The sequence below is a fragment of the Peribacillus sp. NPDC096540 genome, from assembly GCF_050278525.1.
Classification (GTDB): domain Bacteria; phylum Bacillota; class Bacilli; order Bacillales; family DSM-1321; genus Peribacillus.
This window is the reverse complement of the sequence record NZ_JBNNTG010000047.1, coordinates 1-26,642: the sequence shown is the minus strand read 5'-3', so window position 1 is coordinate 26,642 and position 26,642 is coordinate 1. Positions and strand designations below refer to the sequence as shown.

20 protein-coding genes, 1 pseudogene and 1 riboswitch are annotated in these 26,642 nt (G+C 37.2%); of the genes and pseudogenes, 1 reads left to right on the top strand and 20 read right to left on the bottom strand.

Going from position 1 to position 26,642, the window contains the following annotated elements:
• Positions 1-502: 502 nt before the first annotated feature.
• The 5 genes from ACQKMR_RS25425 to ACQKMR_RS25405 form a co-directional block, all read right to left on the bottom strand.
• A complete protein-coding gene (locus ACQKMR_RS25425) occupies positions 503-997 on the bottom strand; it encodes a YusW family protein (RefSeq protein WP_427699779.1) in 495 nt (164 codons plus the stop codon).
• A gap of 44 nt (positions 998-1,041) precedes the next feature.
• Positions 1,042-1,686 carry a PAQR family membrane homeostasis protein TrhA gene (gene trhA / locus ACQKMR_RS25420; protein WP_427699778.1) on the bottom strand — a complete coding sequence of 215 codons (645 nt, stop codon included), beginning with the start codon at positions 1,684-1,686 and terminating at the stop codon, positions 1,042-1,044.
• 236 nt (positions 1,687-1,922) lie between these two features.
• Entirely contained in the window at positions 1,923-2,522 is a 600-nt protein-coding gene (locus ACQKMR_RS25415; protein ID WP_427699777.1) for a cell wall hydrolase, read from the bottom strand.
• Between the two features lie 130 nt (positions 2,523-2,652).
• On the bottom strand, positions 2,653-3,228 hold the full coding sequence (locus ACQKMR_RS25410) for a GNAT family N-acetyltransferase (RefSeq protein ID WP_427699776.1): 576 nt from the start codon (positions 3,226-3,228) through the stop codon (positions 2,653-2,655).
• Positions 3,229-3,270: 42 nt separating this feature from the next.
• A complete protein-coding gene (locus ACQKMR_RS25405; protein ID WP_427699775.1) occupies positions 3,271-3,669 on the bottom strand; it encodes a secondary thiamine-phosphate synthase enzyme YjbQ in 399 nt (132 codons plus the stop codon).
• Between the two features lie 196 nt (positions 3,670-3,865).
• On the opposite strand from ACQKMR_RS25405, the gene ACQKMR_RS25400 reads away from it, so the two are divergent.
• Positions 3,866-4,234, top strand: coding sequence for a VOC family protein (locus ACQKMR_RS25400; protein WP_427699774.1), 369 nt, complete (start codon positions 3,866-3,868; stop codon positions 4,232-4,234).
• A gap of 44 nt (positions 4,235-4,278) precedes the next feature.
• Here ACQKMR_RS25400 and ACQKMR_RS25395 read toward each other — a convergent pair whose 3' ends face one another.
• From ACQKMR_RS25395 to ACQKMR_RS25325, 15 genes and pseudogenes are all read right to left on the bottom strand, one after another.
• Positions 4,279-6,177 (bottom strand): PTS fructose transporter subunit IIABC, encoded by a 1,899-nt coding sequence (locus ACQKMR_RS25395; protein WP_427699773.1) that lies wholly within the window; start codon positions 6,175-6,177, stop codon positions 4,279-4,281.
• Positions 6,178-6,181: 4 nt separating this feature from the next.
• On the bottom strand, positions 6,182-7,102 hold the full coding sequence (gene pfkB / locus ACQKMR_RS25390; RefSeq protein WP_427699772.1) for a 1-phosphofructokinase: 921 nt from the start codon (positions 7,100-7,102) through the stop codon (positions 6,182-6,184).
• Positions 7,102-7,854: a DeoR/GlpR family DNA-binding transcription regulator gene (locus tag ACQKMR_RS25385; protein ID WP_427699771.1), complete on the bottom strand. Its 753-nt coding sequence runs from the start codon at positions 7,852-7,854 to the stop codon at positions 7,102-7,104. The genes pfkB and ACQKMR_RS25385 overlap by 1 nt, the downstream gene beginning before the upstream one ends.
• A 301-nt stretch (positions 7,855-8,155) precedes the next feature.
• A complete protein-coding gene (odhB, locus tag ACQKMR_RS25380) occupies positions 8,156-9,427 on the bottom strand; it encodes a 2-oxoglutarate dehydrogenase complex dihydrolipoyllysine-residue succinyltransferase (RefSeq protein WP_427699770.1) in 1,272 nt (423 codons plus the stop codon).
• A 1-nt stretch (position 9,428) separates the two neighbouring features.
• Positions 9,429-12,281, bottom strand: coding sequence for a 2-oxoglutarate dehydrogenase E1 component (gene sucA, locus ACQKMR_RS25375; protein WP_427699769.1), 2,853 nt, complete (start codon positions 12,279-12,281; stop codon positions 9,429-9,431).
• A 363-nt stretch (positions 12,282-12,644) separates the two neighbouring features.
• A complete protein-coding gene (locus ACQKMR_RS25370) occupies positions 12,645-13,415 on the bottom strand; it encodes a dioxygenase family protein (protein ID WP_427699768.1) in 771 nt (256 codons plus the stop codon).
• A gap of 74 nt (positions 13,416-13,489) precedes the next feature.
• Entirely contained in the window at positions 13,490-14,254 is a 765-nt protein-coding gene (locus ACQKMR_RS25365) for a polysaccharide deacetylase family protein (RefSeq protein WP_427699767.1), read from the bottom strand.
• Positions 14,255-14,352: 98 nt separating this feature from the next.
• Positions 14,353-17,802: a methionine synthase gene (gene metH / locus ACQKMR_RS25360; protein ID WP_427699766.1), complete on the bottom strand. Its 3,450-nt coding sequence runs from the start codon at positions 17,800-17,802 to the stop codon at positions 14,353-14,355.
• Positions 17,795-19,642: a bifunctional homocysteine S-methyltransferase/methylenetetrahydrofolate reductase gene (locus tag ACQKMR_RS25355; RefSeq protein WP_427699765.1), complete on the bottom strand. Its 1,848-nt coding sequence runs from the start codon at positions 19,640-19,642 to the stop codon at positions 17,795-17,797. Before ACQKMR_RS25355 ends, metH begins: the two co-directional genes overlap by 8 nt.
• Positions 19,643-19,746: 104 nt before the next feature.
• Positions 19,747-19,845, bottom strand: a riboswitch (SAM riboswitch).
• 183 nt (positions 19,846-20,028) lie between these two features.
• Positions 20,029-20,766: a thioesterase II family protein gene (locus ACQKMR_RS25350; RefSeq protein ID WP_427699764.1), complete on the bottom strand. Its 738-nt coding sequence runs from the start codon at positions 20,764-20,766 to the stop codon at positions 20,029-20,031.
• A gap of 138 nt (positions 20,767-20,904) precedes the next feature.
• Positions 20,905-21,975, bottom strand: a complete 1,071-nt coding sequence (locus tag ACQKMR_RS25345; RefSeq protein ID WP_427699780.1) for a DUF3810 domain-containing protein — start codon at positions 21,973-21,975, stop codon at positions 20,905-20,907.
• Between the two features lie 74 nt (positions 21,976-22,049).
• A complete protein-coding gene (locus tag ACQKMR_RS25340; RefSeq protein WP_427615858.1) occupies positions 22,050-23,114 on the bottom strand; it encodes a saccharopine dehydrogenase NADP-binding domain-containing protein in 1,065 nt (354 codons plus the stop codon).
• Positions 23,115-23,196: 82 nt separating this feature from the next.
• Positions 23,197-24,921, bottom strand: a complete 1,725-nt coding sequence (locus ACQKMR_RS25335) for an ABC transporter ATP-binding protein (RefSeq protein WP_427615857.1) — start codon at positions 24,919-24,921, stop codon at positions 23,197-23,199.
• 89 nt (positions 24,922-25,010) lie between these two features.
• Positions 25,011-25,113: pseudogene (locus ACQKMR_RS25330) on the bottom strand (transposase); the annotation flags it as partial.
• 151 nt (positions 25,114-25,264) lie between these two features.
• The coding region (locus tag ACQKMR_RS25325; protein ID WP_427699763.1) for a hypothetical protein at positions 25,265-26,642 on the bottom strand (1,378 nt) is incomplete at its 5' end.

Below are 26,642 nucleotides of genomic sequence, written 5' to 3'. Positions count from 1 at the left end.
AGAGACCAAAGCTCTTAATCTTGAGCAAAATTCCAAGAAAATATCAAAAGGGGTTCGGAATTAAAACATTCCGAACCCCTTTTGTCGACAAACTGAGGATACCACAAATGTGGTATCCTCTCTTACATTTTAAAAAAAGAATAATATCATATCCACAATCTTTTAAACCCTTGAATTCTTGAAGTTCCTGTCTGTTAAATTTCTACTAAATACTATTTCAAGTAAGTCGCAAATAATACATCTTGGTCAAGTTTTTTGAAGTTAAAAGAAGGAAAAAAAAAGACTCTTTCTGAAAAAAAGAATCTTTTTTTACAAGTAATTATTGCGGTCCTATCCCCATAAGTCCGAATATAAATAGCAATTGTATGTTAACCCCTTTGCTAACCGTAATCATTTTACTATAGTAATAGTGTTTTGACAACTATTGAAGAAGCAAGAACTTGCTACTATAATGGACAAAAATAAATACTATTTCAGGTAGGATCATGTACTTAATATTGAGTTATTTATTATTCACTTTATATTCTTTTTTCGTACCATCATCGTAAGTCACTTCTAAGTAGAATTCTTCATAATCATCTTTCAAATTAAAAGCCTTCATTACATCCTGAATGACCTCATCATCAGAAGAATCTTTGGTAAAAGTCAACTTTTCTAATATCGGCGTTAACTCTTCCATTGCTTCATCACCGTGGACTTCGTGTTTATTTAATTGGTCGTCAATAGAAGCTTCTGTTTGGGCTCCCATCGCATCATATTCGTTGTCCTTACCTGCATAGTCAACTTCTAATTGAAAATCCTTAAAAGTAAAAGGCAGCTTTTCATTATTGTCCGTTCCTGTTTCTGGAATGGTTTCTGCTTGGTTTTCATTTTCCTCAACCGATGGATTCTTAACTTCATCATTATCTTCCCCGCATCCAGCCAAAACAAGCATGGCTGCAAATGGGACTGATAGTACTTTTAAAAGAATGCAATTAAAACCTGCATACTCTTCCAAGTGTCATAAGCCAGAGCAGATTAAAGAATAAATTCTTTCTAAGATTAAAGCGGAATGATATAAAACAATACAGCAAAGAAGTGCGCAACAGAGCCTGCAAGCACAAATAGATGCCAAACAGCATGATGAAAGGGAAAACCGCGCCAAACATAAAAGACAGCCCCAAACGTATAAAGCAATCCCCCTGCAACCAGTAGCTGGATACCTGTAGAAGGCATTGCTGCTGAAAGTGGACCCCATACAATAACAATCATCCACCCCATCGCGATATAAAGAATGGTTGAAAGGAAAAGAAACTTCTTCACAAAGAAAGCTTTGAATACAACGCCTATTATTGCAACTCCCCATACAATTCCAAGCAGTGTCCAGCCTAGTGTCCCTTGGATTACAAGCAGCATAATAGGCGTGTACGTTCCTGCTATAAAGAGATAAATAGCTGAATGATCAAAGATTTCAAATATGTCCTTCGTTTTCCCTGCTGGAAAGCTATGAACTAAAGTTGAAGAAACATATAAGAGTAGCATGGAAACCCCATAAATGACTGAAATCACTACATGCCAGGCCGACCCTTTCTGAACTGAGAAAATTATTAAAAACACAAGAGCAGCAATACTTAACAAGACACCTACTCCATGCGTAATTGCATTGACCACTTCTTCTTTTTTTGTATAAACATGTGTATTAGCCATGTTACAGCTCCTTAATCTTAGAAAAAATTATTGTTTTGAAATTCTTCTCAATTATACATCAGTTCTTCAAAGCAATATAGAAAAGTAATTTAATCTTTGACTAATATATATATTTAATTATCAAGAAAAAGATTTTTCACCAGTCGTTCCACCACCAACCATCGGCTAACTGTAGCCGGTATAGATAAAAAAAGACCGGCTCCATTAAATGGTGAGCCGGTCCTTGAAAATTTAAGCTAAATGGCAAAATGGTGGCCGCCAATAATTTTGATTACCTCCAATTGTTTCATCCATTCGCTGTCCGATATACTTGGGTTCCAGAAATACAATGCATCATTTGTGTAGCCATGGATCGCTATAGCTTCATTTACAGCTCTCTTAGCATCGGCTCCTGCTGCTTTATTAATACTACCATCACCAACTGGGGAGAATTGATTTTTTTGATAAATCACTTCACGGATCGTATCGGGGAATTCATTGCTATCTAGGCGATTCAAAACAACTCCAGCAACTTCCACCTTTCCTCGGTATGGCTCTCCTTTTGCTTCAGCATGCACCAGCCTAGCTAATAGATCTTTATCATTTTCACTCATTACATGAGGAATAATCAATGTTTTACCTGGTTCGGCAACATTATTTTCATTATGATTGACTTCTTTTAACGTACCAATTGGGACTCCGTATTGCTTCGCAATATCCCATATCGATTCACCTTGCTTAATGACATGTTTTTTTGCGCCATTAGAAGCTTTACTTGTGGTTCCATAAGGGAATGCTATTCCAAGTACGATGACGCTTAGAGTTATTATCACTGGTAATAATGCTGATAATTTCATCCTGTAACCTCCTTGTTAAGCATCTACCTAGGATAACAGACCCAATTGGAGAAAACAGTGATAAATTATTTCCAAGGGAATCCAGGTAAAATATTACACACTTTGAATTTTTATTTAACTTCAAGTCCGCCTAATTATTTATTTGAAGGGATTCCCATTCTTCCCGTAAAATGCCCATCCTTATGGAATCGTAATAATAACCATCAAAATAACAGCATTTCCTCATTCTTCCTTCAATCTGCATACCTACTTTTAATGCAACAGCCATCATCCGCTCATTTCCTGACCAGGTCGTCAGTCCAACCCGTTCGATTTCAATGTTTTCAAATAAATAGGTGATAAACAACTTTATGGCTTCCGTGCCATATCCGCCATTCCAATAATTGGTCTCAAAAATAGTAATGCCGATTTCAAGCCAACGCGATGGTTCATGTTCCCAATAATATACAATTGTTCCGATTATTTGATGATCTTTTTCCAATATTAACTCGGAGTATACACCCATTTTCTCATCATAGTACCGATGTTTCTCTTCTTTTTCGATATACGTATTAAAATCAATGAGTTCGTGAGGATAATATGGTGCATCCCATTTTTTCCACTCTGGATTCTCTTCCCCATACTTTAAGCTCCACAAAATTTTTAAATCATCTTTTTTTACGTTTCTCAATACTACATTTCTTCCTTTAATCCAAACATCATCCAATCTGATTCCTCCTATTTTACCCTTACCTGACTATTCCTAGCCTTAATTAGTCAATTTGATAAAGTACTGCCTCTCTCTAGGACCATCGAATTCACAAAAATAAAGACCCTGCCATGTACCCAGAATCAAACTTCCTTTATGAATAATCACATGTTGTGACGAACCTACCGTACTCGATTTCAAATGGGCTGCAGTATTCCCTTCCATATGTAGATCCAGAGTATGATTCCATGGATATTGCTCGTCCAGCCTCCTAAGCATATCCTTTTTGACGTCTGGATCTGCATTTTCATTAATCGTGATTCCAGCAGTAGTATGTGAACAATATACAAGAGCTATGCCCTCTTGAATACCAGTTTCCGTGATAAATGCCTGCACTTCTGTTGTAACTTCAATCATATCATCCCTTTTAGTAGTTTTTAATGAATTTTTCTTCAGCATGAACGTTCCACTCCTTTAATAACTTTTTATACACATACCCATAAACATTTGAAAACATGCTTTTGTTCGTTTAATTATGCAGAATTAACTAGTAAAAATAGGAATAACTTATCGATATTAATAAATAGATTAATCTGTTCTTATTAGCAGTATTACATTAAAATTGGATATATAAGGAACAAGGAGGCGTATTAAGATGAGCTTTAATTTTAAATCCATCGATCATTTCCAATTAGCATCTCCTAAAAATACAGAAGAGATAGCAAGGAAGTTTTTCACTAATGTTTTAAAGTTTCAGGAAATTGATAAGCCTGAAACATTAAAGTCCAATGGAGGAGTATGGTTTAAATCTGGATCGATCCAAATTCATATTGGAACCGAAGATCATTTTATTCCAGCACGGAAAGCCCATCCAGCTCTAGAAGTTGAAAATCTAGTAGAACTTAAACAACATCTAATAAGTAATCATATACCTTTTATTGAAGATAAAAAGCTACCAGGAGCAAATCGAATTTATGTATCCGACCCCTTTGGTAATCGAATTGAAATTTTAGAGTGGATATGAAAAAAGCGGGTTCAATGATTATTGAACCCGCTTTTTTTCGTGATTTATTTCTGTTTCTTTTTCCAGATTCCCAATATAAACGCAGTAATAAGAGATCCAATTAATATTGCCAGCATATAGCGAAATGGATGATTGACTAGCGGGATAACAAATATACCGCCATGTGGTGCCGGAAGAGTGACGTTAAAAGCCATCGACAGTGCACCAGCTGTTGCAGCCCCGATTACACTGCTTACGATAACTCTTAAAGGGTCAGCCGCCGCAAAAGGAATTGCTCCTTCTGTAATGAATGATGCACCCATAAAGTAATTAGTAAATCCAGACTTTCTTTCCATTTCACTGAATTTACTTTTAAAGAATGTAGTCGCAAAGGCAATTCCGAGAGGAGGTACCATTCCACCTGCCATTACGGCAGCATGAGGCCCGAAACTTTGAGCTTCAATAGCTGCAAGTCCGAAAGTGAAAGCGGCTTTATTCAGGGGTCCACCCATATCTACAGCCATCATACCTCCTAGAATCAATCCAAGCAAAATAGCATTCGTACCTGATAAACCTTGTAGCCAGTTGGTTAAGCCTATGTTAACTGCGGTTACTGGCTCATTTATTACAAATATCATGATTAAGCCTGTAATTAACATGCCGAATACAGGATAAAGTAAAACTGGCTTAATCCCTTCGAAGTTCTGTGGCAACTTGGAAAACAATTTTTTCAATAATAAAACGACATATCCGGCAAGAAAACCAGCAATTAGACCACCTAGAAAACCAGCATTAGCTTGTGCTGCCAATAACCCTCCAACCATACCAGGAGCAAAACCTGGACGATTGGCGATACTTGAGGCAATGAAACCGGCAAGTACAGGGACAAGCAAGAAGAAGGCACCGCTAGCCCCTCCGCCAATATCACTTAATGCTTTGGCAATGGGATTAAATTCCGGCTTTGTTGGATCTGCTGCTTCAATTCCAAAAAAGAAAGAAAGCGCAACCAAGATTCCGCCTCCTACAACGAATGGAAGCATATTACTTACACCGTTCATTAAATGCTTGTAAATCCCAAGCCCACCTTTTGATGAATCACCATCCTCACTTCTTTCATTCCCGGTTCCTTTATAAACTGGTGTATCCTGATTCATGGCCCGATTTAGCAGTTCTTCGGGCTTCCTAATACCATGGGCAACTGGGACGATAATGACATGTTTTCCATTAAAACGATCCATCTCCACCTGCTTATCCGCAGCAACAATAATCGCATCAGCATCTGCAATATCTTTAGCTGTTAACCCATTTTTGATTCCCGTTGAACCATTTGTCTCTACTTTGAAATCGATTCCCATTTCTTTTGCCTTCGCCTTCAAGGCATCGGCCGCCATATAAGTATGGGCAATCCCGGTTGGACAAGCTGTAACGGCAAGAACTTTTCCTTTGGTACATATAGCAGTGGCACTTGATCGTTGTTCTTCTTGTTCTTCTCTTTCTTCTTCATCTGCTTCCTGTTCTTTTTGATTGATTATGCCTAGCACTTCCTCTTTGGAAGTAGCAGAAATCAGACGGGACCTGAAGTTAATATCCATTAGTAATGAAGAAAGCCGGGAGAGTGTCTCTAAGTGGTCTGTATTGGCCCCTTCGCTCGCTGCAATCATAAAAAATAGATGTGCTGGCTGACCATCAAGTGACTCATAATCAATACCTGATACCGATTTACCGAAACAGATAGCCGGTGTTTTCACAGCACTTGTTTTTGCGTGTGGAATAGCTATTCCCTCACCAATCCCTGTGGTGCTTTGTTCTTCACGTTTTAAAATGGCTGCTTTGAAAGTATTTTCATCATTTAATTTGTCGGCTTTGGCTAACTTCCCGGACAATTCATCAATAACAGCTTGCTTTGTATCACTTTGTAAGTCGATAATAATTGTATCTAATTTTAACAAGTCTGTAATTTTCATAGAGTTAGCCCCCACTTATCTTATTTATTTCAATTTGCGGTAATAATTCTTCGATTTTATCCAATGTACAGAGATCGGATGAAAAGGCTGTAGCACTTCCTGATGCAAGACTGAAACAAAAAGAAGAGAAAATATCCTCTGTTTTTTCATATGTTCCAATAAACCCAGCCACCATGGAATCACCGGCACCCACCGAGTTTATAACTTTTCCTTTTGGAACATTAGCGGTATATGAATCGCCATCCGTGCAAAGTACAGCACCGCTTCCTGCCATTGAAACTATTACGTGCTGAGCACCGGATTCAACCAATTTAGATCCGTATTTGCTTGCATCCTCAACATTTTTAATTTCAGTAGAGAAAAGCTCACCTAGTTCATGATGATTAGGCTTAATAAGAAAGGGTCGATGTTGAAGTACGTTCAACAACTCTTTTCCACTCGTATCCACTACCAATTTAATGCCCTTATCTGAACACGTTTTAGCCATAGATTCGTATACATCAGAAGGAACGCTTGATGGAATACTTCCTGATAAAACAAGAATATCGTTGTTTTCCAGCTGTTCGATTTGACCAAATAACTGTTGATAATTCGCCTTTGAAATAACTGGTCCTTGGCTATTAATTTCCGTCTCCATTCCAGTTTTCAACTTAATGTTGATTCTGGTATCTCCTGATATCTCTGTAAAGTCCGTAAAAATCTCTTCTTGTCTTAAATACCTTTTTACAAACTCTCCAGTTTGTCCGCCGATGAAACCAAAAGCTGTTGAATCATTTCCAAGTCTTTTCAGCACCCGGGAAACATTAATTCCTTTCCCGCCAGGAAATTTAGCATCATAACTTGTTCGATTCACCTTGCCCATTTGAAAGTTTTCCACCTCAACCAGATAATCGATGGATGGGTTGAGTGTTACTGTGTAAATCATTAAATAGTCACAACCTTTATCTTAGGATTTTTTTGGAGTTGAGCAATAGCCTCTTCATTATTCCTATCTGTTAGGATTATGGCATCGCTTACATCCGCAACTTTAGCGAAAGTAACTTCATTCAATTTAGAACTGTCAGCAAGCACGTAACTTTCGTTAGAGAGTCGTAATGCTATTTTCTTCAACAAAGCTTCCTCAGGGTCTGGAGTAGTGAAACCCATTTCTTGATGAATACCATTCATACCTAAGAAACATTTATCAAAGCGATATTCGTATAGAAACTGTACAGCGGTGCTGCCTACAACTGCATTAGTGGAGAATTTAATGGTGCCACCTACTAAAACAGTTTTGATTTCTAGTTCAATCAATTTTGGAATATGCATAAGGCCATTTGTTAAGACCGTTACATTTTTATCTTTTAAATAGGGAATCATTTCCGAGATGGTCGTACCTGCATCAAGATATATACAATCATTCTTCTCAATAAACGATGATCCTAACTTGGCTATAAGTTGTTTTTCAACTATTGCTTTATTTTGCTTTTCCATTGTTGTAGGTTCAAGGCCTTTTCTTTGAAGTAATGCCGCTCCGCCATGCACACGTTTCAAGACCTTCATTTCTTCGAGCTGCACTAAATCTCTTCGAATGGTCGATTCTGATGCATGTAACAGATCTACAAGCTCCTGCAACTTAATCGTTCCTTGTTCCTTAAGAAGCGATAAGATGAACTGGTGTCTTTCTGTTGTCAACAATTCGCCCACCTCCAGTTTATTACCATCATCATATATGAAAAAGATAGAATAATCAATCATAAACGTTTAAATTTATTCAAACTCATTCACGATTAATCATCAATTCATCCAGAAACATTCATTTTTTTAAGATTAAAATCAAAATCACTATCTATTTAAGCATTATAGATTTTTTATTTACCCTTTCAAGAATTTTCATTTCCTATTACGGCGGTTCTTCCCTATGAAAATAGGTATTTATTTTCATGTATCAAAAAAACCCCTCTGTCATGATGACAGAGGGGTTTAATAATTTTACTTATTAACCTTGAAGTAAAAGTTGTTCTGGATCTTCAAGCATATCCTTGATCGCTACTAAGAAACCAACTGCTTCTTTTCCATCAACGATGCGGTGATCATACGATAATGCAAGATACATCATTGGTCTGTTTTCGATTTGATCTCCAACAGCGATTGGACGTGTCTTAATTGTATGCATTCCTAGGATACCAACTTGTGGTGCATTTAAAATTGGTGTAGAAAGTAGGGAACCGAAAGTTCCTCCGTTTGTAATTGTAAAAGTACCACCAGATAAATCTGAAAGTCCTAATTTGTTGTTACGTGCTTTAACAGCTAAATCTGAAATGTTTTGTTCGATTTCAGCAAAGCTTTTACGGTCAGCATCTCTTACTACTGGAACAACTAGACCTTCATCAGTGGATACAGCTACACCGATATCATAGAAGTTCTTTTTCAGAATATGGTCGCCTTTGATTTCAGCATTCAATAATGGATACTTTTTCAATGCGCCAATAACAGCTTTAGTAAAGAATGACATAAAACCAAGTTTAACATCATTAGCTTTAACGAAAGAATCTTTATGACGGCTACGTAATTTCATAACAGCAGAAAGATCGACTTCGTTGAAAGTTGTAAGCATGGCTGCTTCAGATTGAACTTGAACTAGACGTTTAGCGATTGTTTGACGACGGCGAGTCATTTTGACTACTTCGATTCGGTCATCATTCACTTCTGCAGGAGCCGATGCTTGTTTAGCTGCAGGAGCAGCTTGCTTAGGAGCTGCTACAGGTGCAGGTGCATTACTTGCTGCTTCAACGTCTTGTACACGTACACGACCTAGTGGATCGACAACAGGCACTTGAGTTAAGTCAATTCCTTTTTCACGAGCCAATTTCCTTGCAGCTGGTGAAGCAATAACTTGCTGAGTTGAAGTTGAAGATGCTTCTTTCGTTTCTGCTTTAGGAGCTTCTTGAGCAGGAGCCGCTTGTTCCACTTTAACTGGTTCTGCTTTCGCTTCTTCAGTCTTAGGAGCTTCCGCCTTTGGAGCTGCTGCTGTTCCATTTTCATCAACGATAGCGATAGCTTGTCCAACTTGGACTGTATCGCCTTCTTCCGCTAAAAGTTCCATAAGCGTACCAGTATAATCTGAAATGATTTCTACGTTTACTTTATCAGTTTCCAGTTCAAGGACATATTCACCTTTTTCAACACGGTCACCTGGTTGTTTCAACCATTGCGCAATAGATCCTTCAGAAATTGATTCTGCTAATTCAGGTACTTTTACTTCAGCCATTTTATTTCTCCCCCTCATTATTGCGTGTTATTGCTTGAGTCATAATCCGTTGTTGTTCGTTTTTATGGACTAGTGGATCTCCCTCAGCCGGACTTGATCTGCGTTTTCTGCCGATATATGTTACAGAAAGGTTACCTGGTGCCGCTGCATTTAAACGAGGTTCAACAAATGTCCAAGCTCCCATGTTTTTCGGTTCTTCTTGAGCCCAGAAGATTTCTTTTAGGTTCGTATATTTTTTCAATGCTTCTTGAACGCCAGTGAACGGGAATGGATAAATCTCTTCGATACTGATGATTTGCAACCAATCCGTATTTTTTTCAGCTGCAGCTTTTTCACGAAGTTCAACAACCAGTTTACCTGTTGCGAAAACAATGCGCTCTACTGCTTTTGGTTTTTTACCCAATGCTTTTGTTTCAACGAATGATTTAAAACTACCTTCACTGAATTCTTCAGCTGTAGAAGCCATCACCTGATTACGAAGCATACTCTTCGGTGTCATTATGACAAGTGGACGTACTTGCTCTTGTTCCAGTATCTTAGCTTGTCTTCTAAGGATATGGAAGTATTGAGCTGCAGAACTTAAGTTAGCAACTGTCCAGTTGTTTTCAGCTGCTAATTGAAGGAAACGTTCCAAGCGGGCACTTGAATGCTCAGGTCCCTGTCCTTCATATCCGTGTGGAAGCAGCATAACAAGACCTGATCTTTGACCCCATTTTGCACGGCCTGCCGCGATAAATTGGTCAAAGATTACTTGGGCTGTATTAGCAAAGTCACCGAATTGACCTTCCCAAAGTACAAGTGTTTCAGGAGCGAATACATTATAACCATATTCATACGCTAGAACTGCTGTTTCAGTAAGCGGGCTGTTATGAACAGCGAAAGAAGCTTTAGCATTTTCAAGTGTGTGAAGTGGTGAATATGTTTTTCCATTAACACTGTCATGCAACATAATGTTACGCTGTGCGAATGTTCCACGCTCTGAATCTTGTCCAGTTAGACGAATTGGAGTACCGTCATTCAAAATGGATGCAAATGCTAGGGTTTCAGCATGAGCCCAGTCAATTTTACCGTCATCTGCGAATGAATCTAAGCGACGTGATAAGATTTTTCCTAATTTTTTATTAGGTGTAAATCCTTCTGGCCATTTAACAAGTTCTTCATTAATTGAAACAAGTTCTCCTTTTGATACAGCTGTATCAATAGTAGGAAGTCCTTTTTCAATAATGCCCGGCGGATTACATTCTTTTGTTGCTTCCGGTTTATTTCCAGAAATTCTCGCATAAGCATCTGCCAGCTTTGTATCTACTTGCTCTGCTACTGTTTTAACTTCATCTTCTGTAAACTCGCCAGATTGAATGAGTTTTTTACCATAAAGTTCTTTAACTGTTGGATGCTTGTGAATCAATGCATACATTTCAGGTTGAGTTACCAATGGCTCATCCATTTCATTATGACCGAAACGTCTGTAACCGATTAAATCGATCAAGAAATCTTTATTATATTTTTCGCGATATTGGTTAGCAAGGTTTACTGCAGCCATACATGCTTCTGGATCGTCAGCATTCACATGCACGATAGGCACTTCAAAGCCTTTAGCCAAGTCACTAGCATATTTAGTTGAGCGTGAATCTTCGCTTTCCGTTGTAAAACCAATCATGTTATTAGCGATGATATGAATAGCTCCGCCAACTTGGTAACCGCGCAGACGGCTTAAGTTAAACGTTTCTGGTACAATCCCTTCACCAGGGAATGCTGCATCACCATGAATCAAGATTGCAAGTGATTTAGAAATATCTTGAACCGGGAAACCTTTTTCTGTACGGTCTTCTTGGGCCGCACGAGAATACCCTTCCACAATCGGACCAACTACTTCCAAGTGACTTGGGTTATTGGCAAGAGTAATTCTTGCTTTTTGTATATTTGATTTAGTAATTTGTTTATCCAGACCTAAATGGTATTTAACATCTCCTGTCCATCCGTAGTTAATGCCGGTTGAACCTTCGGAAGGAACTAAATCTTTATTAGGTGAATGCTGGAATTCTGAAAAAATAACCTCATATGGTTTTCCTAGAACATGTGCAAGTACATTTAAACGTCCTCGGTGAGCCATCGCAATATTTACATTTCCAGTTCCATTTTGAACAGTCTGTGAAATCATTTCATCTAAAATCGGAACTAAAGTATCTAGTCCTTCAATAGAGAAACGTTTTTGCCCTACATATGTGCGATGAAGGAATTTTTCGAAACCTTCAACTTCATTCAAGCGTTTAAGTAATAATGCTTTTTTATCTTTAGCCACTTCCGGGAACATGTTTCCGGATTCGACCATATCTGTAAGCCATTGCTTTTCATCCAGGTCATTAACATGGTGAAATTCAAAGGCTATCGTTTTTGTATAAAGTTGTTTTAGGTATTGTACGGCTTCGTATCCGTCTTTCACATCATTAGGTGATTCGGGACAAATAAAGTCAGCCGGGATTTTTCTTAAATCATCTGCAGTCAACCCATATTTTTCGAAGTGAATTTGTTCCGTGTCTAATGCTTCTTCTTTTAAAGGATAAATATTTGCAGCTAGATGTCCATATGCACGGATATTTTCCGCTAATTTTACTGCAGACATTATTTTCTTCATTGGAAGAACTTCTCCAGTTTGTACAGTTGGTGCATTTCCGATAGTTATTTCAGCCGATACATCAAATGAAGGAGGACCTGATACTTCAAAAAAGTTTCTCAGTTCCGGATCTACTTCTTCCGGATTGGCTTGAAATAGATCGTATTGCTCCATGACATACCCAAGGTTTGGACCTGAAAAAGTTTTCCATGGGTCGTATGCCTTAGCGTCCTTGATGGTCATTTTGTAAACCCCCAAATTTTTCTCATAATTTTTTTCATTTCGTTTTATCCATCCCCAAATTTCTTTCTTCTAACTTTTCCCCAAAAATATAATTTATAATAAATAACTTTGGTCATTGAATAATAAAATTTTAAAGGATAAAACGTTTTCAGATGTTATATTAACATGTTTTTGTCGAAATATCCAAAGGTTAAAACACTTTATCCAGCCTTTTTGAAACTATTTTTCTGCTTAATTCGCCATAATCCGCCTTTAACAGACTTTATTGCTCATTTAAGTCCTTTTTCGCTAAAAAAAGTTTTTTGTATTTTTGCATTTTGATTATTACCAGGTATATTTTACCATACAAAAAACCCTTTCAAATCAGTCAAACTGCCAAGCTGTTAAACTTAGATTCCCATATTGAAAAGTCCTGTGTAACAACTTTGGCTTTTTGTTGTCATCTCCTGAGCCCATGGCGATGACTAATGGAATGAAATGCTCTTTTGTAGGTACAGCATCTTTACTATAAGGAGCGATTTGTTCATAGTTAACCAAAGTCTTCATATCCCAATTCATGATTTTTTCTTCTACCCATTCCTCAAAACTGATTGCCCACCCCTCTGCCACATTCATATCTTCCTGAATATGGTTAAAGTTATGGACAATTCCACCGCTCCCGATAATAAGGACATTACTTTTCTTAAGATCCCCCAATACTTTGCCGATCTCATATTGCTTCTCAAATGGTAGGTCAGGACTAATAGACAATGATACGATAGGTATATCGGCTTCAGGGTACATAATATGCAGAAGTCCCCATGCCCCGTGATCGAGCGGACGCCTTTCATCAAGTTCCCCTAATACACCTATCTTTGACAATAAGGTTAATATTTTATCGGATAACTCTAAACATCCCGAAGCGGGATATGTCACCTGATATATTTCTTCAGGAAAACCGGCAAAATCATAAATTACTTCATGTTTACTTACTGCTGAAATCAACTGCTCCTTACTCTCCCAATGAGCTGATAGGATAACGATTGCAGTTGGTTTATTCATTGCTTTCATATATTCCTTTAAAAAAGAAGTGTAACTGTTCTTTTCCAGTGCTAATAGAGGTGTTCCATGTGATAAAAACAATGATGGCATCATAGAAACGATATTTCCTTTCCCATGTAATCTCTTACTCCTATACCTTAATTTACTATATATAAACACTGAGTTCATCAATTAAATTGTATTTTAGGAGTTGTCTCATCAATCGTATCAAAGGTATACCCTTCTCTTTTTAGGTTTTCTATAATATCCGGCAATGCTTTTACCGTATTTTTCATACTATTGATATCATGCAATAAGATATTAACATGCTTTTGATCTTTCAATCCTCTTTTCACAGAAGTAATGATTTGTTGCTCACTTATTGACGGACTGATGCCATCTGTTGAATCGATGTTCCAATCAAAGTAAATATAACCTTTTTCTGATAACCGTTGAAGAATTTCATTTATGATTGGTCTGGTTGAAACCTGATGTCTAAGATGATTATTTGAACCACCCGGTATACGTACAATCCGGCTCTTTACCCCATACTCTTTTTCAAGCATGGTTTCAAGCCTTTTTAGATCTTGGAAGAAACTTTCCGTTGACCGATAAACAATAGAATAATCATGTGTATAGGAATGGAGGGCAATTTGATGCCCCCGGGAAATCATTTCTTTATAGCATTGTTTTGCGTAAGGTTCTTCATTACCTATTACAAAAAAGGTCGCTTTTACATGATATCGATCTAATATATCTAAAATATCCATCGTATTCGTAGACGGTCCATCATCGAATGTCAAATATGCAATTTTCTGATTTTCTTTACTTTTTACAAGCGGTGTTATTTCTTCCGGAATCGTTGCATGTACTTGAACTGGCGGTCCACCTGTCATAACCAAAATAACGAACGCTCCCATTATGTAAAGAAATAGTCGAAATAGACTCCTCATATATTGCATCCCCTTCCTTTTGACCATTAAGGTGTACTAATTCAGGGGTTTCATGCGCAATAAGACAGCGGTAAAAAATACCGCTGTCTCTTCACTGCTTATCGATCGACATTAAAGTAACGCGCTTCAGGATGAGCAAATACAATAGCTGAAACAGAAGCTTCTGGTTCCATCATGAATCCTTCAGTCAATTCTACTCCAATATCCTGCGGTTGTAACAAACGGAATAGCTTTTCTTGGTCTTCAAGATTTGGACACGCCGGATAACCAAATGAAAACCTTTGTCCGGTATACTTAGCTGAGAACCGCTCTTTCATTGACATTTCTATAGGATCGCTTATACCCAGATCATCTCGCATCAATTGGTGGATTCTTTCTGCAAACCCTTCTGCAGTTTCAAGTGCAAGTGATTGAAGAGCATGGTTTTTCAAGAAATCACCTTCAAGTTTTAGTTGTTCTGCCCATTTTCTGATGCCTCTACCAGCTGTAACGAGGAAGAAACCAACATAATCCATTTCCCCGGAAGAAATTGGCTTCGCAAAATCCGCCAAACAAAGGTGCGGACTTGTATCTTGCCTAGGAAAATCAAATGTTTCCAATACTTCCTGATGATTATCCGGATTATAAATGAATAACTTGTCTCCATCACTTTGAGCAGGGAAAAATTGATAAATAGCGTTTAACCCGTAATCTGGTTCTGCCTTCAAGAATTCAATTAGCTCATCAACCAAATCATTCAGTTGAATTGCTTTATCATTCCCTTGCTTCACCAACTCGGCAACTTTACCTTTTAATCCTAAATGATGACCAATTAACATTTGTCTATTAATATATGGTTGGATGACATCCAATGGATAATTTTTCAAAACGTGTCGTTTGATGTCACGCGGTTTTTGAACCGGGACATTGCTTAACGGAGCGGCTGATGTTTGCTTGCGCACTGGTTTTTCCATGGTTGCTGCTATTGCCGCATTGGCTTTCGATATTTCCCGTTTCTCAACTAACTCCTCTAAGTAGCCAACCTTTTTGTTTGAATCATGTAAAATATTCGTGACGGCCAGGCCATCCATAGCATCTTTGGAATATAATACAGGACCACCATATTCTGGTGAAATTTTGAAATCAGTGAATTTACGGGATAATGCTGCTCCCCCCACTAATATTGGAGTATCTATCCCTGCTTGTTTTAAATCCTGGGCAGTTAAAACCATTTGCTGTGCTGATTTTACAAGTAATCCAGACAGGCCTATGATAGTAGGCTCATGTTTTCGGACCTCTTCAATAATTTGTTGTGGTGCGACTTTAATTCCAAGGTCAATGACTTCATAGCCATTATTGGAAAGAATGATATCCACTAGGTTTTTACCAATATCATGTACGTCACCCTTGACAGTCGCTAATAGGATCTTACCTTTCTTAGCACTATCTTCAGCATTTTCCATGAGTGGTTCAAGATGTGAGACAGCAGCCTTCATCGCCTCGGCACTTTGAAGTACTTCCGCGACAATGAGCTGATTATCATTAAATAATCTACCCACTTCACTCATCCCATCCATCAATGGTCCATTGATGATTTCTAATGGAGCGTCCCCTCGCTCAATTGCTTTATTTAAATCTTCAATTAAGCCTTCTTTCGTTCCCTCAATAATATAGTTACCTAAACGTTCATTTAACGGAAGGATAACACCATTATCTTTCTTCTCCGCTTTTTTTCCACGATAAAATTCAGTGAAGATAGCTAATGTTTCTGTAGAGGTATTAAACAGGAGTGCTTCGGCCAGTTTCACTTCTTCTTCCGGTATCAAAGCAAAACGTTCAAGTTTTTCCGTATTCACAATTGCGTAGTCAAGACCAGCCTTTGTACAGTGATATAAGAAAACGGCATTTAGAATTTCCCTTCCTCGTGATGGTAGGCCGAATGAAACGTTTGAAATTCCAAGAATCGTTAAGCATTCCGGAAATTTCTCTTTGATTGCCTTAATTCCTTTAACCGTTTCTAAAGCAGAGCCAATATATTGCTCATCTCCCGTACCTACAGGGAAAACAAGCGGATCAAAAATGAGGTCGCTTTTGTTTAGGCCATATTTATTTACTAGCAAGTCCACAGAGCGGGTAGCCACTTCAATTTTCCGTTCAGCATCAACGGCCATTCCAATCTCGTCAATTGTTCCTACCACAACGGCAGCACCGTATTGATGAACGAATGGAACAATTTTTTCAAAGCGCTCTTCACCATCTTCAAGGTTGATAGAATTAATAATTGACTTTCCTTGAGAATGCTTTAAAGCCTGTTCAAGAACGGCTTCATCTGTAGTATCAATGACTAATGGTACTTTCACTTTTTTGACAACTTCTTCGACGAATTCCTTCATATCGCCTAGCTCATCACCATCAGGATCAGCAAGACAAATATCAATGACATGGGCGCCTTTCTTCACCTGAGCACGAGCTATTTCGGCAGCTGGCTCATAATGCTTCCCACGAATTAACTCCTTGAATTTACGAGATCCGATGACGTTCGTTCTCTCACCGACGAACAAGGGACGCATTGAATCATCATATATAAGTGGCTCAATGCCTGATACGGCATGGCCATGTGCTGATTCCCTCATTTCACGGGGCTGAACGCCTTCTAGAACCTTAGAAAGCTCTTTAATATGTTCTGGTGTTGTTCCACAGCAGCCCCCAATGATATTGACCCAGCCTTTTTCTGCAAATTGCTTCATTTTCTCTGCAAGGGAAGTCGGGGATTCATGATAATGACCTTCTTCATCAGGTAGGCCAGCATTCGGATAACAGCTAATGGCGCTGGTTGATATATCTGCAAGTGTCCGAATATGGTCTATCATGAACTCTGGTCCTGTTGCACAGTTCAAACCAACAGCCACAGGCTTCATATGTTCAACTGATAAATAGAACGCTTCAATAGACTGACCGGCTAGGGTCGTACCCATTGGTTCGATTGTACCTGAAATGATGACAGGCACTTCTTTCCCTGTTTTAGCAAAGGCCGCTTTTATTCCAGAAAAGGCAGCCTTTACATTAAGCATATCCTGACAGGTTTCTACTAACAACAGGTCCACACCACCGTCTAATAGACCGAGTGCCTGTTCTTCATAAGAATCGGTTAAAATATCAAATGTGGTTCCTCCTGTAACAGAAAGTGTTTTTGTTGTTGGCCCCATTGAACCAGCAACATATCTTGGCCATTTATCATTTGAATATTTTTCACAAGCTTTCACGGCAAGTTCAGCTGAAATTTTATTAAGCTTATAAGCAATCGTACTTATTTGGTATTCCTCAAGAACGATGCTCGTGGCTCCGAAGGTATTTGTCTCAATAATATCGGCACCTGCTGCTAAGTATTTTTCATGGATGGTTTGGATGATTTCAGGTTGCGTCAGTGATAAATATTCATTACACCCCTCGAATTGTTCTCCCCCAAAATCCTCTGCTGTTAAATCCTCAGCTTGTAGCATGGTTCCCATTGCCCCATCAAGAAGGAGAATCTTAGACTTTAACTGTTCTTGAATCGCTTTTTTATTCATGTACTGCCACCTCTGATGTATGTTTACTATCGACTTCTCTAATATATTTTGTAAGTTCCGCTGTCATTTCATAGCGAAGGAATGGTGTAATTAAATAAATCCCCTTGAATTTTTCTCTTGCGGCGTCCACCAGTTCTCTGGCGATATTTACACCTTCCATTCTTGACTTTATCGGGTCATCCCCAGCTAAAGCCATAGCCCGCCTTACATTATCAGGTAATTTAATACCAGGTATTTCGTTATGGATAAATTCCGCATTTCGTGTGCTCGTTAACGGCATGATTCCGACGAAAATCGGAGTATCTAAATGTTTTGTCGCCTCATAAACCTCTTCAATCTGATCAACTGAATAAATCGGTTGGGTCAAAAAGGACTGAGCACCGCAAGCAATCTTCTTTTCCATCCGCTGAACGGCCTTATTCAAATATTTCACATTTGGGTTAAAGGCAGCCGCTATTTTAAAATTGGCTCGTTGACCTAGGCTTTGACCGGAATAAGAAAGACCTTCATTAAATTGTTTTACCATACTAATTAAGTCGAATGATGATAGATCATAGACTGAAGTAGCACCTGGGAAGTCCCCTATTTTTGAAGGATCACCAGTGATAATCAGTATCTCGTTCAACCCCACCGTTTGAAGTCCCATTAAATGTGACTGAAGGCCAATTAAGTTCCGATCACGGCACGTAATATGCACCATTGGATTTACATCTAATTGGTTTTTCAACAAATTGGCCAGCGCCGCATTAGATATCCTCGGCGAAGCAAGTGAATTATCAGCTAATGTAATCGAATCAACACCCGCATTTTTTAATGCCTCCGCACCAGCCATAAAACCTTCAATTCCTAATTTTTTCGGCGGATCAAGTTCAACAAGAATCGTTCTTTCAGTTTTGGCCTGTTCATGCAGGGGTAGTTCCAGTTCTCTATGATTCACTTCAATTATTTCGATTTCACGGGCTTTCGTCATTTTTTCTTCTATTGGAACTAAACTCCCAATCGCATTTTTCACAGATTGAATATGAAGTGGTGTAGTTCCACAACACCCACCGATAATCGTGGCACCCTGCTCACGAAGCTCAAGGGCACTTGAGCCAAAATATTCAGGAACTGCTTTATAAACTAGTCTTCCATCCACGTAATCCGGTAGGCTGGCATTTGGATAGATAGCGATAGCAGCTTGTTTTGGCAAAGTCACTTCTTCCAAGGCGCGAATCATATGATGTGGACCGAGACGGCAATTCACACCAACAACATCAGCACCTAATTGCTCGAGTTTTTGAAATGCTTCATTTAAATGGATCCCATTTTGAAGATTACCTAATTCATGCATCGATACATTTGCAATAATTGGCAATCCAGTTTCTTTTTTAACAATTTGCAACACGGTTTCAAGTTCTTCCAAATCATAAAATGTTTCAAGGAGAATCCCATCAGGATTTTCTATAAGCAGACTATATAGCTGCTCACGAAAACCTCTCTTTATTTCTTCCATGCTTAAATCCGATTTACGTATACTTCGCTGAGCCCCTATAGTACCAAATACAAATGCATTGCCTTTTGCGGCTTTTTTAGCTAGGATAACTCCCTGACGGTTAATTCGGCTTACTTCATCTTCAAGACCATGCCGTTTCAATTTATTAAAGTTGGCTCCGTAAGTATTCGATTGTAGAATATCAGCACCTGCTTCTAAATAGGCACGATGAATGGATTCAATTTGATCAGGATTAGTGCAATTTAATTCCTCATAACATTGATCGATTCCATATGAGTATAATAATGTTCCCATTGCTCCTTCTCCAACCAGCATTCTTTCTTTCAATTCTTTACGAAAATCCATATGTACACCCTCTCTCAAAAACAATTCTGTTTTTGTCGTTTTCTATGAGTATGAGAGAAAAGAAAAAAAAACCTTCTCAAAGAAGAAGGTTTTTTGAAACATTCTCCTCATCTATCAAGCTCTGCTTGCTGGATTTAGCACCTTTGCCTAAGCTGGTTGCTGAGGTTTCTTCGGGCCAGTCCCTCCACCTCTCTCGATAAGATCCATTTATAAAGTTTTCTTAACATTTTAAAATTTGATTATATTTAATTTACATTAATAATCTGTCAATTTCAATACCTGATCGTCATTTTTTTCACTTTTGAAGCACCAATTCTTTCTCCATACATCAAAGAAGCTGTAAGAAATGCTATATCATTTCCTTCGGAATCAATTACTTCAATTTTTTAATCCCCTCGAAAAGGTTGAGTATCTTTAACAATAAAATTTACAATGTCATTAGGATATCTATTTAAAAAAAAATGTTCTCCTTTAAACTTATGAAATTTCGCATTCCCTTCAACAACTTCGGTCCATTTTTGAATTTTTTTGATAGGAGTCGAAAAATCATTATCCGCATAAAAAACGCTTATTCCACAACTTATTTTTTCTGCTTTGGGTTGAAACTTATAATTGTCCAATATTATAAAATCTGCTCGCAAAATCGGAAGAAATATATCCATAATCTCTTTTGTATAAAATTCCTCTGAAAGTCCCCCATATTGTTCTACCGTTTGCAAGAAAGTTTCATTAGTCATATTTTCAATATTATCTCTCTTTTCAGAAATATGTGGAGCATTTCGCCCAGAAAAAAACAGATGGGTTGGTTCCTTAGTTCCCATTTGCTTAAGTTTATAATATATCTCATAAGTCAATAAGGCTCCCATACTGTGTCCAAATATAACATATTCATCGTCATATTTTAATTGTTCACTTATTCTTTTTGCGATATCTTCACTTGCTTCACCAACAGACTTGTAGCAAGGCTCTCTGAATCGAGTTCCTCTTCCAGCCAATTCACTCATACACAATTCATATCTATCCGGCAGTAGTTTTTTCCATTCATAATATACATTTACCGACGCTCCAGCATATGGAATCGGAAATACTTTTATTTTATTTATTTCACTCACTCCTATGTTCAACTAAAGCCCACTATAAATTACTATATAGACCAATAAATATTCAAGATACAACCATATGTAACAAAAACGGACAATAGAAATTCAAAAGAAACATTTACAAAAAAATAAACTTCGCTCCTAGTAATTTTTATACTTTATTTAATTATACTTCTCTATTCCTCGCTGCTCTGCCAGCAACAAATTTACCATACCACTATAACTATTTAAACCGTCTGCCTGGTTATTCGCCTTCAGATAAAAGTCATTTACAATTCTTGAAATACTTGAAATAACACTCTCATACTTATCCCGATACTGCTCATTTTGTACTATGTCATGCTGCACCGCCTTGGACAGACTGGACATTATATCAGACGCCTTATCTGAATCAACTTTCTTTAGCGCAGATATAGAATAATCAAACGCTAGAAAAAAACCACTGTAAAGTATAATTGGATCATCCTGCTGCTTACATGCCAGATAAGCTATAAAATTTGCCTCATCCTCATGCATAAAACCACTCTGATGTGCCAATTCATGTGCCATAGTAGCAGGCGCCAAAAAAACTGGCACATGAACATTGATATTGGATTCAAAAGTAAAAGGGACAAAAATACCATGTATCCCTGCACGCGACATTAGTTTTGACATCACCACTGGTTTTGGTGTTGAATATAAAGAATGCTCCAAAATAGGATATTTCTTTGATAACATTTGCATCGACAAAACTGCGTGTTGTGCATAATAATCAAAATTATCTGATTTTTGAGCCAAAAGATCAGTATCCTCTACCTTTTCCCTTGCCAATTCCATTTCAACCGCAAGTGACTTACATAATTTCACCAGTTCCTCATCACTGTAGTTCTCCTCTTGATATGCGGTATAAGACAAAAAAGAATATCTATGATAGTTTATTCCACCCAAAACAGTATAACAAAAATATATCACGCTACAGATCGCAACTATTCCTAGAGTTCCACGATAAACTACCATTCTACGTGCACCTTTACTCATGATGACCTTGCGCACATAATAAACTATATAAAATAGCAAAAGCATCACAACCAACACTACGAGCCATTCACTAACAGAAAATTTGACCCAAGAAGGTAAAAATCCTACTATTTTTGACAATATCGGATATACAGACCTACTGTATTTTTCTGCCCAATCCTGATGGTTCTGCGCGTATTTTGTCAGTATATAAGCCATAACTCCAAGTGAGATCAACGGCAATCTCTTAAGTAAAAGCTTTTTCATAATATACTCCTCCTATCGAATTAGTATAGGATGTACGCATAATATCATTTCTTTATTTCAATATACTTTTCCTCATAAAAATCATGTTTATTAGAAAAGACATATTGATTCATAAAATCTATAGGAAGTACTTCATAAGCCCAGTAGATACCATTAGGTCTATTACTTGAAATAGCTTGTCGGGCGATTTCAGCAGCCACCGTACCCGTTAACTCTGAACTCGTTTCCATTTGTAAATTCAATCTGCACCTAACATTCTTTCCATTTTTCACTCCTGTAGCATCAATGACTAACGCTATCCATTCCTCTTTAGGTTGCTCCTCTAAACTAATGTCTAGTTTTTTCATGGCTTCTTCAACCGAAGACTCAAGCTGCATTTGATAAAATTGCATTGCCAAACGAAAAATATAATCATTTGCTGCTATATTGTACCAGTGAAGTTCTTGTACCGAACTAACTTCTAGAATATCAATTATCTCTTGACTTAAATACGGTTTCTTATAGACAGGGACATCCACTTCAGGTACAAATTCTTTCTGCATCATATTTATATTTTCCGTTTTAACAGAATTATCACTCCAATAAGAGTCTGTTTTTCCAATTACACTATGCCCACTCATTAATATATCTGAGATAGAAGTTTTCGTATAATGTTCCGCACCACCAATATAACAATTCACATACTTAGTTTCGTCTAGTAAATGATTTATCACTCGTTTTAATAGTAGCCCTGTGATTCCAGGACAAAAACCAGCTCCTATGTAATTTACACCGTTAGCTTTAAGCTCTAGCTTTTGCTCCTGATTCAATAATAAAGCATTGGAAGCATCAACATATTTTGCTCCTACTTTCATAGCTGCCTGAGCAACTCTATCTTTAATTACAAATTCAGGTCCTGCACAATTAATGACAACCGTACAATCAGTACAGAATGCAATCAAGTTCTCCCAGTCGAAAATATCCAAAAAGTGGTAGTTAAAATTATTAAGGTTCAATAATGCTGTAGGTTCACGCCGCTGTCCGCCCTTAACTATAAAGTCTTTACATAAGTTCTTACAAATGACTTCACCGATCATTCCGCCACACCCAACAACTGCTATTTGCTCCATCCGTACGACACCCCTTTAATTTGATACAAACATAAAACAGTCCAAACTTATACATACAGTGAGATTTAAAATACAAGACTAGTTATACCTTTTCTATTAAAAGATCATTATTATGTCTACTCAACATACTCAATGCATAAAATCTTTGTCTGGCTTCCATTAATTCATGATACGTCCCGTGTTCTTCAATTTTTCCATTATTCAATAAGACAATTTCATCATATCCACTAAGAATTGATTCATCCAGCCTATGTGTAATGGAAATTCTCGTAATGCCCTGCATTTCACTTAACATACACTCAAGGTCACTAGCTGTTTGATTGTCCAACGCTGAAGTCGCCTCGTCCATAAGTAATATAGGTGATTTTCTCAGGAGTGCTCTTGCTATAGAAATTCTCTGTTTTTCCCCACCTGAAAAATGGATTCCATTTTCTCCACATAATACATCAAAGCCGCCTCTGTCATTAATCAATTTCTGTAACATACTCTTCTTTATTACTTGCTCAAACTCATCTGTGTCACATTCACGAAACAATTTTATATTTTGTTCAATCGTATCATCAAAGATAAAACAGTCCTGATGAATAAAACTAACATTTTGGAAAATGGACTGATCACTTATTTTCTCAAGATCAACCCCGTCATACCTGATATTTCCTTCATACCCATCATAAAACCCAGTCAACATCTTTAATAAGGTTGTCTTTCCACTCCCACTTGTTCCTACAATTGCATAAGACTTTCCATATTCAAATTCAAAATTAATATCATCTAAAATTTTTTTCCCATCTACGCTTAACGAAAGCCCATTTAAAGAAATTTTATTACTAAATTTAGGAATATCAAATCTTTGAGTTTGATCCGTTTTTGCCTCTCCTATTTTATTGAAATTCATTAATATAGCCCGACTGGCCTGCCTTTTGGTAAAACCAGTGATGAGTCTATTAATAGGAATTGTTACACAATTTAACAATTGAATAAAAGCCATAATCTCTCCTACTGTAATTTCTCCTTTCATTAGCTGCTGAGTTCCCACAATAAATATGACTACAGCAACAAGAAATGTTGAAATATCAGTAAGTGAAAGAATTAGTGACAGCAGATTTTCGTATACCATTTTTGCTTTTTCCTGCTTGTTCGCCTTTGCCTTTGCCCTTTCAAAAATCTCTTTTTCGATGTTAAAGCTCTTAACAACCTGATTTCCAGATAATATATCTTTAATAAAAGATACATAACTTTTATTTTGCTCAGCCACTTCACCTTGTGCTTTTTGCATACGATTATTAAATATACTCGAAACTGCAAGTGGAATGATACAAGTGAGTAATATACTCAATGCAAGGAATGAATTAATGATAAACATCATAAGCACTCCACCTACAAGCATAGCTAGCTGAACAAATATTTCCACGGTCCCTTTTATATAATCGTTTTGAATTATAGTTATATCATTTGACAATCGTGATATGTAAGTTCCATTACTCTCCTTGTTGAAACTTCTCATATCTAACCGTAAAATATTTTCAACAAGGGTATTTTTCAGGTTTAACGTTGCCCTTTTTGTATATAAATTTTTAACAGCATACCCCACATACATTCCCACTGCACCTAAAGGCAATAAAATAACTGAAATAGTAGTTAACTCAACGATATTTTCAATATCTTTGTTAATAGAATAATCAATAAATTTTTGTAGTATAATCGCCAGTGCAATAAACAGAATAGAAGTCACGATACCAAGTAAGCAGGACAAAATTAGTAAGCCTATATTCTTTTGGTATATACTTTTTGAAATATTTTCGTTCATACTATAAGCCCTCTTCTTGTTTCTAATTTCATTTAGAGCGTGTCTAATTTACACTCCAATTGTTTATTGCTAGATCATGTGCATATTTCAGATATTTTGGGTGGGACCGCCACGAGCATATGCACATGATCCAGCATCATATGTCCTTCTTATGATTTCTACTCCTTTGTACTTACACAAGCGCTTCATTATTCAATTAGGAATTGTCTTACTTGGTATAACCCTCCTTCCCTCCCCACATAGCAGGTGGGTTTATGTTTTGCGCATTTCATGCACCCAACTGGCTAAATCCTAAATAAAAATGAAATAGATTTTGTGCACTTGCTCTGCGTAAGATACAACATTAAATATTCTTCATGACATCCTTAAGGAGCCCTTCTTCAATTGTAATACCCGAAACACGGGCACTCAGAATATCGTTATGAGTGTAGAAGTGCATTCCAACTCCGAGGTCTTCACAATCTACAACCACTGTTTCTAAAGAAATTTCCTCTAATAAGATGACATCTTTACTTGCATATTTATGAAGTATTCCTTGATAGTTAATGATTGGAATTAGATTTATCATGTTATCAACACCATACTTTTGCGATATGAGCAACAGCTTTTCTGTAATTGCACGTTTATCAACACTATTTTTGCCTAATGCTAATAGAACTTGAGCTTGCATTTTGGTATTAATATCATATATCAAATAATCCAAATTTAAAGATAATCCCAGCATTTCCTTATTTAGATCGTTTCTGTTATGTTCCATAATGGCAAATGGTATTCCAGGTAATTTTTCAAATAAATCACTGTACATAAGCCCTGATAAGAATTCCATTGCTGTTTTATTAGGATATTCGTTAAATTTCTGAATTTGTAAATCATTTAGTTTTATATCAATTTTTGTAACTCTTTTAGGGTCTCTTCGAGAGTTCAACATAGATGCCTTCTTAGCAACTTCAAGATATCTTTCAATCTCCCTCTCTTGCTCACAAGAGATTTCTAAACTCTTAACTTGATTTTGAATTATTTTGCAATAATTTATATAAGAATACTCGTTTTGCGTGTTAAATCTGTTCATTAAAGCTTCATAAATCATAGTCTTTAACATATCTTGCGAAAATCCGTCCCATACAAGATGATGAATCGCACTAAGTACCAAGCAATTATTCTCATCTATTTCACAAATTAAAAATCTGGATAATAGCTTACCATCTTCCAGAAAATCTAATTCATTAACAATTTTTTGGAACTTTTCAACAGATAATAACCCTAAACTACCTTTCATAATTGGAATTTCCCAATCATCAGCATATTCGTATTCTTCTAAATAACGCATTTTCTGATTGAGCTTTGTTCTTAATGCACCGTGTCTGGAGATTATTTTCTTTATTGCCAAATAAACACTCCTTGCACTGCTTTCTATGCTTATTATGTTAGTGATAGCCTCAGTATCTTGACGTAAAAACACTTCCTGACCCGCCAGTAATTGGCAATTTGAAAAGCAACGTGTTTTAAGATAGTTGTTTCCATAATAATCCAATTCTTTCTGAATGGCAATCCTCAAATCACCGTCACGGTTATCCTCAAGCCAATTATTATCGGTACATGTTACATCCGCTGAAGTTCTTGATACTTCCTTAATATTTTCGCAGATCAGCCTTGCTGTCTGTTGATTCATTAAATCCGCAACAGAAAGTTCATAGCCTTGTTGCCGCAACTTTGAAACCACC